At 73.9% G+C, this 15,433-nt stretch carries 8 protein-coding genes; all 8 read left to right on the top strand.

Annotation, left to right across the window (positions count from 1 at the left end; all coding sequences use genetic code 11):
* Positions 1–60 precede the first annotated feature (60 nt).
* The 8 genes from AC1DZC_RS06935 (at position 61) to AC1DZC_RS06900 (ending at position 15,418) form a co-directional block, all read left to right on the top strand.
* A complete protein-coding gene (locus AC1DZC_RS06935; protein ID WP_477042712.1) occupies positions 61–936 on the top strand; it encodes a PP2C family protein-serine/threonine phosphatase in 876 nt (291 codons plus the stop codon).
* Positions 933–2,120 carry an FHA domain-containing protein gene (locus AC1DZC_RS06930; protein WP_477042711.1) on the top strand — a complete coding sequence of 396 codons (1,188 nt, stop codon included), beginning with the start codon at positions 933–935 and terminating at the stop codon, positions 2,118–2,120. The genes AC1DZC_RS06935 and AC1DZC_RS06930 overlap by 4 nt, the downstream gene beginning before the upstream one ends.
* A complete protein-coding gene (locus AC1DZC_RS06925) occupies positions 2,117–3,727 on the top strand; it encodes a serine/threonine-protein kinase (RefSeq protein WP_477042710.1) in 1,611 nt (536 codons plus the stop codon). Before AC1DZC_RS06930 ends, AC1DZC_RS06925 begins: the two co-directional genes overlap by 4 nt.
* Positions 3,724–9,762, top strand: a complete 6,039-nt coding sequence (locus AC1DZC_RS06920; protein WP_477042709.1) for an Ig-like domain-containing protein — start codon at positions 3,724–3,726, stop codon at positions 9,760–9,762. The genes AC1DZC_RS06925 and AC1DZC_RS06920 overlap by 4 nt, the downstream gene beginning before the upstream one ends.
* A 53-nt stretch (positions 9,763–9,815) precedes the next feature.
* On the top strand, positions 9,816–10,772 hold the full coding sequence (locus AC1DZC_RS06915) for an AAA family ATPase (RefSeq protein ID WP_477038096.1): 957 nt from the start codon (positions 9,816–9,818) through the stop codon (positions 10,770–10,772).
* A gap of 5 nt (positions 10,773–10,777) precedes the next feature.
* Positions 10,778–11,926, top strand: a complete 1,149-nt coding sequence (locus AC1DZC_RS06910; protein WP_477042708.1) for a DUF58 domain-containing protein — start codon at positions 10,778–10,780, stop codon at positions 11,924–11,926.
* Positions 11,923–14,229: a transglutaminase TgpA family protein gene (locus AC1DZC_RS06905; protein ID WP_477042707.1), complete on the top strand. Its 2,307-nt coding sequence runs from the start codon at positions 11,923–11,925 to the stop codon at positions 14,227–14,229. Before AC1DZC_RS06910 ends, AC1DZC_RS06905 begins: the two co-directional genes overlap by 4 nt.
* A gap of 67 nt (positions 14,230–14,296) precedes the next feature.
* Positions 14,297–15,418: an RDD family protein gene (locus AC1DZC_RS06900; RefSeq protein ID WP_477042706.1), complete on the top strand. Its 1,122-nt coding sequence runs from the start codon at positions 14,297–14,299 to the stop codon at positions 15,416–15,418.
* The last annotated feature ends 15 nt before the right edge of the window (positions 15,419–15,433 follow it).

Here is a 15,433-nt window from a genome sequence, read left to right as displayed (position 1 = left end):
GATGACTGGAGGCACCCGATCGGGTGTCACCTCGTCGCGCGAACAGCTGGGGGGACCGCAGTGCGAACGTCGTGGGGTTCGGCCACCGACCGCGGACGCGTTCGCGACGTCAACGAGGACGCGCTCCTGGCCTACCCGCCGGTGTTCCTCGTTGCGGACGGCATGGGCGGTCACGACGCCGGCGACCTGGCCAGCCGGATCGCCGTCGAGGAGTTCGCGCAGCTCGCCGGCCAGGCGGCGGCCAGCGCGGACGACGTGCACGCCTGCTTCGAGCGGACCGCGGCGCGCATCCGCACCGAGTTCACGGGCGGGCGTCAGGGCGGCACGACCGTCGCGGGCGTCGCCGTGACCGAGCACGACGGCGGCTCCTACTGGCTCGTCTTCAACGTCGGCGACTCCCGCGTGTACCGCTGGGACGGCGAGTCCCTCGAGCAGGTCAGCGTGGACCACTCGGTGGTCCAGGAGCTCATCGACCTCGGCGAGATCGACGTCGCCGAGGCGGAGACGCACCCCGAGCGGCACGTGCTGACGCGCGCGCTGGGCACGGGCGACGCACCGGAGCCTGACTACTGGCTGCTGCCTGCGGGCCTGCAGGACCGGCTCCTGATCTGCACGGACGGGCTGACGCGCGAGCTCGGTGAGGCGGCGCTGCAGGAGGTCCTGGTCGGCACGAGCGACCCGCAGGACGCGGCCGCCCTCCTGGTCCGACTGGCGCTCGAGCACGGCGCCCGCGACAACGTCAGCGCCGTCGTGGTGGACGTGGCCACCTCGTCGGGTGCGCACGAGGACGTGCACATCACCGTCCCGCGGGTCGATGCCGACCGCGGTCCGCACCTGTGGGACGAGATGCTCAACGGCGCCACCGTCCCGCGGTTCTACGCGCCGGGCGAGTCGCCGAGCGACACGAGCAAGCCCTACGAGGAGGACCAGTCATGAGCGTTCCCGAGTACTCCGCAGGCGAGTGGACCGCCATCGTGCGGCCGGGGTTCGTGGCGCTCCTGGGTCCGACGGCGGCCGAGTCCACCGTCCGCGACCTGTGGCAGGAGACCGGCGACGGCGTGTTCGCGGCGCTGGCCCTGCTCGCCCGCGACGGTTTCGCCGGCCTGCCCCCGTTCGCGCTCGTGTCGGTGGACAAGCGCCGCGTGCACGCCGCCCTGCGTGGTGACGTCGAGGTCGTCGTCGACCTGGACGGTCGCCTCGAGACGCTGCGCTCCGGTGAGGTCAGCACGTGGACGGAGCGGGTCCTCGACGGTGTCGGCTCGGTCGCCGTCCAGGTGGACCACGCGCCGGTCGACGCGCCGACCCTTCCGGTCGCCGACGGCGTCGTGCGCGCGTCGCGGGTCCGGATCGAGCTGTCCGTCTCGGACGAGGGCGCGGGCGGCGTCGAGGACGTCGCGATCGTGCCCGCCCAGGTCGTGGAGCCGGTCGCGGCCGACGAGCAGCCGGACGCCGTCCTCGACGTTCCCGACGTGCCGTCGTCGCCCGGCGACGAGGCCGCCCCAACCACAGACACAGACCCCGTCGCCCTCGTCCCGGTCCGCGAGCACGGCGACTCGTCCGGGGTCGTCGCGGCCGCCGAGGCGTTCCTGTCCGACTCCGCGTTCGACGAGAAGCACGGCACCGGCGGCGGCCCGACCGTCCCGCTGACGGGGGCGTCGCTGGACGACCACGACGGCCTGACGATCCTGTCCACCGACCTGGCGGACATCCGCGACCAGCTGCCGTCCTGGGCGTCCGACGACATGCCGGCCCCGTTCCGTGCGCCCGAGGGTGCTCCGATCCCGGCCAGGCTCGTGCTCTCGACCGGTCTGGTCGTGCCGCTGGACCGCGCGGTGCTGCTCGGTCGCGCGCCGCAGGTCGCGCGCGTCTCCAACCGCGAGCTGCCCCGTCTGATCACCGTGCCCAGCCCCCAGCAGGACATCTCTCGCACGCACGCCGAGGTGCGCGTCGAGGGGGACCACGTCCTGGTGACCGACCTCGACTCGACCAACGGCGTGCACGTGGCGCGGCCGGGCGAGGGCGCCCGTCGCCTGCACCCGGGCGAGCCGAGCGTGGTCGGTCTGGACGAGCTCGTCGACCTCGGCGACGGCGTGACGTTCTCCCTGGAGCGGGGTTCGTGACCGCACGCCGCGAAGCCTCCACCCCGCCGCAGCTCCCGGGGTACGAGCCCGTCCGTGTGCTCGGTCTGGGTGGCTTCGCGGACGTCTTCCTCTATGAGCAGCAGCTCCCGCGCCGCGAGGTCGCGGTGAAGGTGCTGCTCGCAGGGAGCCTCGACGACGACGTCCGGGCGCGGTTCCAGACCGAGGCCAACCTCATGGCCCAGCTGTCGCACCACCCGTCGATCGTGACGATCTACCACGCGGCCATCGCCGCCGACGGCCGCCCGTTCCTCGTCATGGAGTACTGCTCGCGCCCCGGGCTGGCCGACCGCTACCGGCAGGAGCGGATCTCGGTCCCCGAGGCGCTGCGCATCGGCATCCGCCTCGCGTCGGCGGTCGAGACCGCGCACCGCGCCGGGATCCTGCACCGCGACATCAAGCCCGCCAACGTGCTCACCACGGACTTCGGCTGGCCCGCGCTGACCGACTTCGGCATCGCCGCAACGACGGGTCAGGGCGGCGGCGCGACCGTGGGCATGTCGATCCCGTGGTCGCCGCCCGAGCTGCTCGGTGAGCACCCGACGGGCGACGAGCGCTCCGACGTGTACTCGCTCGCCGCGACGATCTACTCGCTGCTCGCGGGCCGCACCCCGTTCGAGATCGCCGGCGGCCAGAACAGCGCCCAGCAGCTGGTCGCCCGCATCGAGCGGTCCCCGCTGCCGCAGACCGGGCGCGACGACGTCCCGCCCGCGCTCCAGCAGGTGCTCGAGAGGGCCATGGCCAAGGTGCCGGCGCGCCGCTACGACTCCGCGGCCGCGGTCGCCCGGGCGCTGCAGCAGGTGGAGGTCGACCTGCGCCTGCCCGTGACGCCCCTGGACCTGACCGAGGAGGCGCTCGCCGCCCCGCGCGACCAGCCGGGCCCGGGCGACCGCGGCACGGGTGCGCCGCCGGTCGACGACGATGCGACGCGTCTCCGCTCGATCGTCAGCGTGGCTCCCCACGACGCGCTGCAGGTTCCGGCGCAGCAGTCGTCCACCGGATTCGTCCCGGGTGCCGACGAGGCGACCCGCGTCCGCTCGATCACCACCGTCTCCTCGGCCCCGACGGCGACGACGGCCACCGCCCCGCGCCCGGAGCTGCCGCGGTTCGTCGCGCCCGAGGAGCCCGAGGCGGCCGACGAGGTCGACGTTCCCGGTCGTCGGCGGACCCGGACGATCGTCGGCATCGTGTCCGGGCTCGTCGTGCTGGCGGCCGTGGCGACGCTGGGCGCCGTGGCGCTGCGCGCCGACGACACCCCGTCCGGGCCGCCGAGCGCGGGCCCGGAGTTCGTCCCGGACCCGGCGCCGACCTCCATCGACGACGTCGTCCCGGCGCCCCACTCGCTGCAGGGCACCCGGCAGCCGGACGGCTCGGTGGTGTTCACCTGGGAGAACCCGGAGCCGCACGACGGCGACCGGTACCTGTGGGGCGTCCTGGAGGCCACCGGCGAGCCCGAGCTCGCGCTGATCGACGTGCCGACCACGACGGTGCCCTCCGACGGCGGCACGGGTGAGGTCTGCATCGAGGTGTCGATCGTGCGCGAGGACCGGCGCTCGTCGGCCACCCCCGCGCAGGGGTGTGCGCCGTGAGGTTCGCCCGGGCGCGCACGAAGGTGACGACCACCGCCGCCGTGGTCACCGTCCCGGTGCTGATCGCGGTGCTCGCCTTCGTCAACCAGGGCTTCCCGCTCGCCCGGCTCGACCTCAACGACGGCGCCGTCTGGTTGACGGCGACGAGCCAGAGCCAGCTCGGCCGGTACAACGCCAAGGTCGAGGAGCTCAACGGCGGCCTGGTCGCTGAGGGGACGAGCTTCGACGTCCTGCAGGACGAGGGCGACATCCTGCTCGTCGAGCCCGGCCAGGTCTCGGTCGTCGACCCGGCGTCGGTGACCGTCACGACGCAGGTGGCGACGCCCGGGACCGAGGTGCGGATGGCCGGCGGGACGGTCGCGATCACCGACGACGACGGCAACGCGTGGGTGCGGGCGATCGGCGACCTCGACGGCCTGCGGATCGGCACGGACACGCCCGACCTGGAGCTCGGCGAGGGCGGCAGCGTCGTCGTCGCCCAGGACGGCGCCGTGCTCGGCGTCGACGCGAAGGACGGGGCCGTGACGCGCCTCGACCTCTCCGACGGGTCGCTGCAGAAGTCCACCGCCGGGAGCCTGGGCGCCGGCGAGATCGAGCAGATCACCGCGGTCGGCGACCAGGCCGTCACGCTGTCGGGCAGCACGCTGCGCACGCCGCACGGCACGGTCGAGGTGCCGGGCGACGGTCTGCGCCTGCAGCAGCCCGGTCCGGCGTCGTCCGTGGTGCTGGTCGCGAGCACGACCGAGCTGATCGAGGTCCCGCTCGGCGGTGGCGACCTGGTGGAGCACGCGACCGGGGGGTCGGGCAAGCCGGCCGAGCCGGTGCGCGTCGGCACGTGCGCGCACGGCGCCTGGGCCACCGGGACCGGGTCGTACCTCCAGCTCTGCGACAACTCGGTCGCGCACGTCAGCGACCTCGAGGACATGTCGAGCACGGACGCGCTGAAGTTCCGGGTGAACCGCCAGGTCGTCGTGCTGAACGACACGCTCCGCGGTCGGCTCTGGATGCCGCTGCAGGACACCGACCTGCGCGTGCCGAACTGGAACGACGTCGTCCCGCAGGAGAACCCCGAGGAGACCAAGGACGAGTCGCAGAGCTCCGACACGACGCAGGACCTGGTCACCGAGTGCTCGAACGAGTCGGCGCCTCCGACGGCCGCCGACGACGAGTTCGGCGTCCGCCCGGGCCGCACCACGATCCTGCCGGTCGTCGACAACGACTCGTCGTCGGACTGCGGCATCCTCGCGATCTCCCAGTTCGACCCCGTGCCACCCGAGTTCGGGACGGTCGAGTCGATCTACGGCGGGCGGGCCCTGCAGGTGCAGGTCGTCCCCGAGGCGGTCGGCTCGATCGACTTCACGTACACGATCACGGACGGGCACGGCACCACGGCCCCGTCGACGGCGCACGTGGTGCTCACGGTCCACGCCGCGGGGTCCGACGAGCCGCCACGCCAGCTGCGGACCGGCTCCGTGACGGTCGAGCAGGGTGGCCAGGCCGACCACCAGGTGCTCGCCGACTTCGTCGACCCCGACGGCGACGACCTGCTGCTCGTCGGGGCGTCGGCCGACGCGGCGGCCGGGTCGGTGCGCTTCCGTCAGGACGGGACGCTGACGTTCAAGGCCGACGGGCCGACGCTCGGCCGCACCCGCGTGACGCTTCAGGTCTCGGACGGCACGAGCACGACCGAGGGCGTCCTCGACGTCGACGTGCGCCCGGGCGGCTCGCTGGCACCGCAGATCGACCCGGTGTTCGCGGTCACCTACGTGGACATGCCCGTGACGCTGCACCCGCTCGACTCCGTGCGCAGCTCGTCGAGCGAGCCGCCGCGCCTGGCCGGGGTCGACGACGTGGTCGGTGCGACGGTGACGAGCGACCTGCAGGGAGGCACCTTCACCTTCAGCGCCGCGCGCGCGGGCAGCTACTACGTCTCGTTCCTCGTCGCTGCCTCGCCGCAGCAGGCCACCGGGCTCGCCCGCATCGACGTGAAGGAGTGGCCCGAGACGGCCGCCCCGCCGGTCGCGGTGCGGGATCGCGCCTCCCTGCCCGCGGGCGGCGAGGTCACGATCGACCCGCTGGAGAACGACTCCGACCCCGCCGGCAAGGTGCTCGTCCTGCAGTCGGTCGACGCCCCGGAGGGGTCGGGCCTGCGCGTCGCCGTCCTCGACCACCGCCTCGTGCAGATCCGCGGCGACCGTACGCTCACCGCGTCGGTCGTCCTGCGGTACTCGGTCTCCAACGGCCAGTCGTCGGCGATCGGGGAGATCGTCGTCCAACCCGTGCCCGCGTCGGCGTCGTCGCAACCTCCCGTGGTGCCCAACGTCGAGGTCGACGTGCGCACCGGCGGCGTCGTCACGATCCCAGTGCTCGAGGGCGCTTACGACCCGGACGGTGACCGGCCGACGCTGGTCCCGCAGCTGTCCGAGGAGCTCGAACCCGGTCAGGGTCTGCTCTTCGTCTCGGGCGACGTGCTCCGTTACCAGGCCCCCGCGACCGCACTCACCGCGCACGCGACGTTCGAGGTCCAGGACGCCACGGGCAACCGCACCGCCGCGACGCTGACGGTCCGGGTGCACGAGTCGGACGCGAGCACCAAGGCCCCGCCGCGCCCGCGCGACCTCACGGCCCGCGTCTTCGAGGGCGACAAGGTGCGGATCGAGATCCCGCTCATCGGGATCGACCCGGACGGCGACGGCGTGACCCTGCTCGGCGTCGCCTCCGGCGCGACCCACGGTCGTGTGACGTCCGTCGGGCCCGACTGGCTCGAGTACCAGGCGCTGCCCGGCGAGCTCGACACCGACGAGTTCACCTACGCCGTCGAGGACTGGACGGGGCAGCGCGCGGTCGCCAAGATCCGCGTCGGCATCGCCCCGCGCCCGACCGGCTCGGCGACCGTCACGGCCCGCGACGACCTGGTCACCGTCAAGCCCGGGCAGCGCGTCGAGGTGCGTGTGGTGGCCAACGACGTCGACTCCGGGGGCGGGGAGCTGACGCTCGACCCCGAGCTCGACATGGCCCCGGACACCGAGGCCCAGGTGGACGGGCGACGCATCATCGTGCAGGCCCCGGCCACGCCGACGGTCCTGCAGATCGGGTACGTCGTGGAGAACGACCGTGGGGGCCGCGACTCCGCGGTGCTCACGGTGACGGTCTCGCCCGACGCCCGGGTGCTGCCGCCGATCGCCCGCGACGTGGTCGTCAGCGCCCTGGACACGCTCGGCCGCACCGAGGTGACGGTCGACGTGCTCGCGGTCGCCCAGAACCCCAGCGGCCCGCTCAGCGACCTCGTGGTCTCCGTGCCGGGCTCGCTCGCGGACGTGGCCTCCGTCGTCGGCGGCAAGGTCGTCGTCACGCTCGTCGACCACGCCCAGACCGTGCCGTTCCTGCTCACCAACAGCCTGTCTCCCGCGGCGGCCTCGTACGCCTTCATCACGGTCCCCGCGCTCGGGTTCTTCCCGCCGACCCCGCGACCCAAGGCGCCCACGCTCCGCGTCGCCTCCGGCGCCCAGCTGCTGATCCCGCTCGACGAGCAGGTGCAGGTCGCGCCCGGTCGCACGCCGACCGTCGCGGACCCGGCGGGCCTCAGCGCCACGAAGTCGGACCGCACCGACCTGCTGAAGGACAAGAAGACCCTCCAGTTCACCTCGGCGCCCGGCTACGCGGGACCCGCCTCGATCACGGTCCCGGTCACGGACGCGTCCGGGCCCACCGACGCGTCGGCGCGCACGTCGATCATCACGCTGCAGATCACCGTCTACGCGGTCGACGACCATCCGCCGACGTTCACGCCGTCGACGATCGACGTGGCCCCCGGCGAGGCGCCGCTGGCCGTCGACCTGCGGTCCTTCACCACGGGCCCGGAGGGTGACACGGAGGACCAGTCGCAGACGCGGTACTCCTACCAGCTGACCTCCGCGCCGCCGGCCGGGTTCACCGCCACCATGGACGGCACGTTCCTGCGGGTCGCGGCCGACCAGTCGACGCCCAAGGGACGCACCGACAAGCTCTCCCTGAAGATCGGCTACGGCCGCAGCGGCTCGCTCGACCAGACGATCGACCTGCGGGTGATCGCGAGCACGCGTCGCACCGCCCAGGTGCTCGACGTGAAGCTCGACGGCGTCGAGGGCAGGGAGAGCACCGTGCAGGTGCTGGAGAACGCCTACAACCCGTTCCCGGGCTCGCCGCTGACGGTCGTCGGGGCCACGGTCGAGACGCCGGGCGCCGGCACCGCCAGCGCGACGTCCAGCACGGTGAGCGTCCGCCCCGCGGCGGGTTTCATCGGGGAGATGGTCACGCGGTTCCGCGTCCGGGACGTCACCGGGGACCCCGACCGCGAGGTCGAGGGTCGGATCGTCACCGTCGTACGGGGGAAGCCCGCGACGCCGACGGCCCCGCGCATCGGGGAGATCCGGGACAAGACCGTCGTCCTGTCGTGGGACGCGCCCGACAACCGCGGTGCGCCGATCCTCGGCTACCGCGTCGTCGCCAACCCCGGGAACATCGTCCGGAGCTGCGTGAGCACGACCTGCACGATCGACAACCTCACCAACGACACCGAGTACACGTTCACGGTCGCCGCCCAGAACGTCGTCGACTGGTCCGACCCGAGCCCGAGCTCCGCACCGGCCCGTCCGGACGCGGTGCCCGGCCAGCCCACCGCTCCGACGCTCGAGTTCGGCGCCGCCTCCGTACGCGCGACGTGGTCGGCTCCGGCCTCGACCGGCTCGCCCATCTCCAGCTACACGCTCGAGATCTCGCCGACTCCCCCGTCCGGCTCGGCGACGGTCACCTCCGCGACGACGAGCTACACGTTCACCGGCCTCAAGAACGGCACCGCGTACACGGTCCGCGTCCGGGCCCACAACAAGGCGCCCGACCCCGGTCCCTGGTCGGACTCGTCGCTGCCCATGATCCCCGCAGCCGCGCCCGACGCCCCGGTCGTGACGGCCACGCGCAGCAGCGCCGGGGCCACCGGTCCGCAGATCAACGTGTCGTGGGCCGTTCCCGACGCTCACGGCGACGCCGTCCGGGGCTATGAGATCTCGGTCGACAACGGCTCGCCGGTCGCGCTCGACGCGGCCACGCTCACGTACGTGATCTCGCCCGCCGAGCGCGGGCACACGTACCAGGTCGCCGTCCGGGCGACCAACAAGGCGGGCGCGTCGCCGTGGGGCTCGGACACCGGGGAGACCTGGAGCCAGCCGACGGCTCCGACGACCCCGTCGATCGACCCCGGACCGACGGGCGTTCCCTGGGGCACCGGCTCGGTCACCCTCTCCTGGAGGCCGCCGGCCGACGCCGGCGGTGTGGGCGTCACGATCGCCGAGTACGAGGTCGAGCTCAACGGGATCTCGTCCCGGGTCGGGGTCGCGCAGTCGATCACGGTGTCGAACCTCGTCGGCGGACCGAGCCCGACGGCGCGCGTCCGAGCGTGGAACTCCCGGGGCCTTGCCGGCGACTGGTTGGCGCTGCCGCAGGTCCAGGTGGTCACGCTGCCGGCCGCCCCGGCCGTCTCGGTGAGCACCGGGGCGCTCGACCAGGTCACCATCGCCTACGCCGACGGGGACGCCGGCGGGTCGCCGATCACGGTCCGGCAGTACCGCATCGACGGCGGCCCGTGGCGGTCGAGCCCGGCGCCGACCGTCTACGGCGCGACCGACCCGGTGACGGTCTCCTACCGGGTGTGCAACGTCGCGGGGTGCAGCCCCGAGGTGACGAGCTCGGCGGCACCGGGTGCGCCCGCCGCTCCGGACGCGCCGGCTCTTCCGACCGCCGTCCTGAACCCCGACGGTACGGTCACGGTCACGTGGCAGGCGCCCAACGACAACGGCCGACCCATCGACCGGTACGCGTGGCAGCTCAGCAGCGACCCCGACAACGAGGCCGGGCACGTGGACGGCGACGTGTTCTCGACGACGTTGTCGGTGGCGCCCGGGAGCAACCTCTCGGTCCGGGTGCTCGCACGCAACGCCGTCGGCTGGGGAACACCGAGCGCCTGGGTCTCACTTCCGGAGCCGGCGGTGCCGACACCATGAGCAAGGCCGCAATCGAGAACGACCCGACGACCGATCACCTGGAGAACGCACACATGGACCCCGAGCAGAGCACCTGGTTCGCCGAGACGTTCGACGCCCTCGTGTCCAACGTGGGCCTCGCGCTGCTCGGCAAGGACCACACGGTCCGCCTCGCGCTGACCGCGATGATCGCCGAGGGCCACCTGCTGCTCGAGGACGCACCGGGGACGGGCAAGACGTCGCTGGCCAAGGCGCTGGCAGCCACGGTCCAGGGCAGCCACCACCGCATCCAGTTCACGCCGGACCTGCTGCCGTCGGACGTCACGGGCGTGACGATCTACGACCAGGGCACGCACCGGTTCGAGTTCCACCCGGGCCCGATCTTCGCGTCCGTGGTGCTCGCCGACGAGATCAACCGCGCGTCGCCCAAGACGCAGGCCGCCCTGCTCGAGGTCATGGAGGAGGGCAACATCACGGTCGACGGCGTCACGCACCCCGTCGGCCGCCCGTTCATGGTCATCGCGACGCAGAACCCCATCGAGCAGGCCGGCACGTACCGCCTGCCTGAGGCGCAGCTGGACCGCTTCCTCATCAAGACCTCGCTCGGCTACCCCGACCGGTCCTCGACCATCGAGATCCTGGCCGGCGCCAAGGACCGCACGACCAACCTGCAGGCCCGCATCACGACGGAGGCCGTGGGCACGATGGCGGACCTCGCGCAGACCGTGCACATCGACGACGTGGTGCTCGACTACGTCGCGCGCCTGACCGAGGCCACGCGCGACGACGCGCAGACGCTGATCGGTGCGAGCGTGCGCGGCGGGCTCGCGCTCGTGCGCACGGCGAAGGTCTGGGCGGCGGCCGCGGGCCGCGAGTACGTCATCCCCGACGACATCAAGGAGCTGGCTCAGCCGGTTCTCGCGCACCGCCTCATCCTCGACACGGAGGCCGAGTTCGCCGGGGTCACCGCGATCGACGTGCTGGCCCGCATCCTCGAGACGACCGCGCCGCCGGCCCTGCGGGCGGCCTGAGCACCATGGGTCTGCGGGTCTCACCGGTCGGGTGGGGAGTGGCGGTCGTCGCCCTCCTCAGCCTGCTGCTGGGCCGACGCCTCGGGTGGCTGGAGCTCGCCTCGATCGGTGCCGCGCTGATGACGGTGCTGCTCGTCGCCCTGCTGATGACCGTCGGACGCTCGCGGTACGCCATCACGCTCGACATGGCCGACCGACGCGTCAAGGTGGGGGAGCGCGCCCTCGGCCGGCTCGAGGTGCGCAACGTGGCACGGCGCCGGTCGCTGCCGTCGCGCGTCGAGCTCCCGGTCGGGTCGGTCACCGCCGAGTTCTCGGTGCCCGCCCTCGGTGCCGGGGCGGAGCACGACGACCTGTTCGCGATCCCGACCGCGAAGCGCGCCGTCATCGTCGTCGGGCCCGTGCGCTCGGTGCGGGGCGACCCGTTCGGCCTCGCGCGGCGCAGCGTGCGCTGGACGCGGCCGGTCGAGCTCTTCGTCCACCCGCTGCTCGTCTCGCTGGCGGGCGCCAGCTCGGGGCTGCTGCGCGACCTCGAGGGGCAGGCCACCCGCGACCTGTCCGACTCGGACCTGTCGTTCCACGCGTTGCGCGACTACGTGGCCGGGGACGACCGTCGGTACATCCACTGGCGGACGACCGCGCGGCGCGGCAGCCTCATGGTCAAGCAGTTCGAGGACACGCGGCGCACGCAGACGGCGATCGCGCTGGCGACGGACCCGCGGGACTACGCCGACGACGACGAGTTCGAGCTGGCCGTCTCCGTGATCGCGTCCGTGGGCGTCCAGACGATCCGCGAGGAGCGTGAGCTCGCGATGATCGCAGGCCCGGGCAAGCTCCGGGTGGAGACGCCCCCGCTGCTGCTCGACGACTGCTCAGGGCTGGAGCTCCACCCGAGCGGCGCGGGCATGGCACTGCTCGGCCGGCGCGTCGCGCAGGAGGCGCCCGAGGCGTCCGTCGCCATGCTGGTCACGGGCTCGGAGCCCTCGACGGCCGAGCTGCGGCTCGGCTCGCGCCACGTGCCCGCCGGGACCCGCACCGTCGTCGTGCGCTGCGAGCGGGGCGCCGACATCACGGTGCGCACCCACGGCACGCTCAGCCTGGCGACGATCGGGTCGCTCGACGACCTGCCCCGGCTGCTGCGGCGGGTGACGGCATGAGGACAGCCGCCCGCCCGCGCGCACTCGGCGTCGGCGCGGTCGACGCCGTGGTGCTGCTCGGTGCGCTCGGGCTCGCGCTGCTGCCCCTGCTGTCGGTCTACGGCGACCAGGCGGCCGTCCCCGCGCTCGTCGGCGGGCTCCTGCTCGGCGCTGCCGTCGCCGCCGTCGGCGCCTGGCGCCGCTGGTCGGCGCTGACCGTCGTGGCCGTGCTCGTGGTCGTGTTCTTCCTGGCCGGTGGGCCGCTGGCCGCACCGCGCACGACGATCTCCCGGTTCGTGCCGACGGGGGAGACCGTCGTCGCCCTGGCCCGCGGCCTGGCGTCGACGTGGAAGCAGGTGCTCACGCTGCAGCCGCCGATCGGTACCAGCGGCACCCTGCTCGTCGCGATGTACACGATGGCGTTCGTCGGCGCGGCGGTCGCCGTCGCGCTCGCGCTGCGCTCACGGCGTCCGGCGGCCGGTGCGTCCGCAGCAGTCGTGCCCGTCGTCGCCGTCGTCGGGGCGATCCTGCTCGGGACGCGGACCCCGTCGGTGTCGCCGATCGTCACGGGGACCGTGCTCGCCGTGGTGCTGCTCCCGTGGGCGGCATGGCGCGCGGGTGCCTTCCGGCCCCAGCGTGTGGTCGCGACGACGATGCTGCTCCTGGTCGCGGTCGCCGCGGGGATGTTCGGCGCGCCCGCCGTCGTGGCGTCGTCGGACCGGTTCGTGGTGCGCGACGAGATCGTGCCGCCGTTCGACCCCCGCGACTACCCGAGCCCGCTGTCCGCGTTCCGGGAGTTCGTCAAGCAGGAGGCCGACACGCCCCTGTTCACCGTCACCGGGCTGCCCGAGGGCGCGCGCGTCCGGCTCGCGACGATGGACCGGTACGACGGCGTCGTCTGGAACGTCGCGGGCGACGGCTCGGCGCAGGCCTCGGGCGAGTTCCGACGCGTCGGTGACGTGATCGAGTCCAGCGCCCGCGGCGAGCAGGCGCGCGTGTCGTTCGACATCGAGAACCTCGGCGGCGTCTGGCTGCCCACCGTGGGGTCGGCCACCTCGTTCGACGTCTCCGACCCGACCGCGGCGAACGGCCTGCGGTACAACGACGCGACCGGAGCAGCGGTCGTGACGGGCGGTGTCCACGAGGGGCTGTCGTACGACGTCGAGGTCGTCGTGCCGCCGGCGACGGACCCCAAGACGGTCGGCCGCGCGCCCGCCTCCGACGTCGCGCAGCCCGCGCTGGCGGGCGTGCCGGACATCGTCTCGATCACCGCGGCCGACGTCGCGCGGGACGCGGGCAGCCCCGCGCAGATCGCGCTGGCGCTCTCGAGCTGGCTCAACGAACAGGGTTACTTCAGCCACGGCATCGTCGACGCGGGCGACTACGCGTCGCTGTCCGGGCACGGTGCCGACCGCATCACGTCGCTGCTCGGCGGCGACGTCATGGTCGGTGACGGCGAGCAGTACGCCGCCGCGCTGGCGCTCATGGCGCGCGAGATGGGTCTGCCGGCGCGCGTGGTGCTCGGCTTCAAGCCCGGCGCGGACGCGACGGGCGCACCGGTCGACGGCCCGGTCACGGTGACCGGCAAGGACATCCAGGCGTGGGTCGAGATCCCGTTCCAGGGCTACGGCTGGATCCCGTTCGACCCGACGCCGCCGCCGGAGCAGACGCCGCAGGAGAACGACAAGGACAAGCAGACCGAGCCCGACCCGCAGGTCGTCCAGCCTCCGCCCCCGCCGCCGCCCGCGGTCAACCCTCCCGACGAGGACACCGAGCAGCCGCAGACGGACGACCCGGCCCCCGACGCGAGCAGCTCGCCGCTGTGGCTCCGGGTGACCCAGGTCGCCGGCGTCGCGACCATCCCGCTGATCCTGCTCGCGGCACCGTTCGTGGTGATCGTGCTGCTCAAGACCCGCCGACGCCGCCGCCGGCGGCGCAGCGCGGACCTCGTGGACCGCGTGGCCGGCGGCTGGGACGAGGTGCTCGACGTCGCGCGCGACCTGCGGCACCCGACCGGCGGCCTCGCCACGCGCAACGAGTCCGCCAAGGCATTGGCGGCGTCGTTCGAGGACGTGCCGGACGGCGCTCTGGTCGCGTCCCGCGTCGGGGCGCTCGCCCGGTCCGCCGATCGCGCGGTGTTCAGCACGGCGACGCCGAGCCCGGAGCAGGCGGCCGCGTACTGGGCCGACGTCCAGGTGGCCGTCGACGCCATGGCGCACAGCGTGGGCTGGCGACGACGCGTCCGTGCCCGGCTGTCGACGGCTTCGCTGCGGCAGGAGAAGCGGCGTCGTCGCGCGGACCGGCGACCGACCGTCGTCTCGTAGCCATGACCGTGCCCCTGCCCTTGCCCGCCATGCCCACGCACGACCGACCCCACACCAGGGAGCCCAGGTGAACGCCCGGTACGCACGCGCAGACGCCGCGCCCCCCGCCTCGATGGGACTTCGGTTCGTCGCGGTGCTCCTCGACGCCGTCGTCTGGCTCGCCGTCGGTGGCTGGCTCATCGCCCTCGGGGTCGTCGACTGGGCGCGCGCCGAGCCGTCGACGCCCGCGTCCGAGGACGCCCTGGGGCTCATGACGGTCGGACTGGCGCTCACGGGTGCGCTCGTCCTGACGCAGTGGCTCCTGCACGGCCGGTACGGCTGGACCCTCGGCCGCCTGGCGACCGGGGTGCGCACGCTGGACGTCGAGACGCGCCAGCCCGTGGGCGTCGCACGCATCTTCGTGCGCAGCGTGGTCGTGGCGGCCGGTGCCGTGGTCCTGCTCGTCGGTGCCGTCGTGGTGCTCCTCTCGCCGTTCTTCGACCGGACGCGACGCAACCGCGGCTGGCACGACCGCGCCGCCGGCGACGAGGTGCTGGACGTCCGCCGTTCGGTCCTCGCCGCGGCCGAGCAGCCACCGCGCCGCAGCCGGCCGGTCGCGACGGAGCCGGCGCCCCCGCGGAACCCGGCGCCCGTGCCCGACCGGGCCTCGGCGCCGAGGCCCCCGACGGGGAGCCAGCCGGCGCTCGTCCTCGCCCCGGTCACCCCGCGGCGCAGCAGCCCGGACCTCGACACGCGGACCATCCCCGTGGTGCGTCCAGGGCTGGGCTACGGGCTCACGCCCGAGCTGGAGCTGACCCGTCCGGCCGCGCCGCGCGCCGACCTGATCACCGGTCCGCCGCCTGTGCCGGAGCGCCCGGCGGCGGAGTTCGAGCTGTCGGACGGCCGCCGCGTCAGCATCGAGCGGACGGCGCTCGTGGGCCGCAACCCGGCCTCGGACGTGCCGGTGCAGCTGGTGCGCTTCCCCGACCCGACCCGGTCGGTGTCCAAGACCCACCTGCAGATCGGCGTCGAGCCTGGGGGCGTCTGGGTGGCGGACCGCGGCTCGACCAACGGCACGGTCGTGACGCTGCCCGACGGCGGCCAGGTGCTGTGCCGGGTCGACCAGCAGGTCCGGCTGCGCGTCGGCTCGACCGTGGTCTTCGGGGACTGCTCGATGCGGCTCGTGAAGCTACCCGGCCCCACGGCCTAGAAGCGGCCTAGAGTC

The sequence above is a fragment of the Cellulomonas sp. P2_B4 genome (assembly GCF_056404795.1).
Note: the sequence above shows the minus strand (reverse complement) of the source record. Positions and strands in the feature narration are given on the sequence as shown.

Coding starts and splice junctions, on each gene's coding strand:
- AC1DZC_RS06905 (WP_477042707.1), top strand. CDS start 11,923: ATGAGGACAGCCGCCCGCCCGCGCGCACTCGGCGTCGGCGCGGTCGAC.
- AC1DZC_RS06915 (WP_477038096.1), top strand. CDS start 9,816: ATGGACCCCGAGCAGAGCACCTGGTTCGCCGAGACGTTCGACGCCCTC.
- AC1DZC_RS06930 (WP_477042711.1), top strand. CDS start 933: ATGAGCGTTCCCGAGTACTCCGCAGGCGAGTGGACCGCCATCGTGCGG.
- AC1DZC_RS06910 (WP_477042708.1), top strand. CDS start 10,778: ATGGGTCTGCGGGTCTCACCGGTCGGGTGGGGAGTGGCGGTCGTCGCC.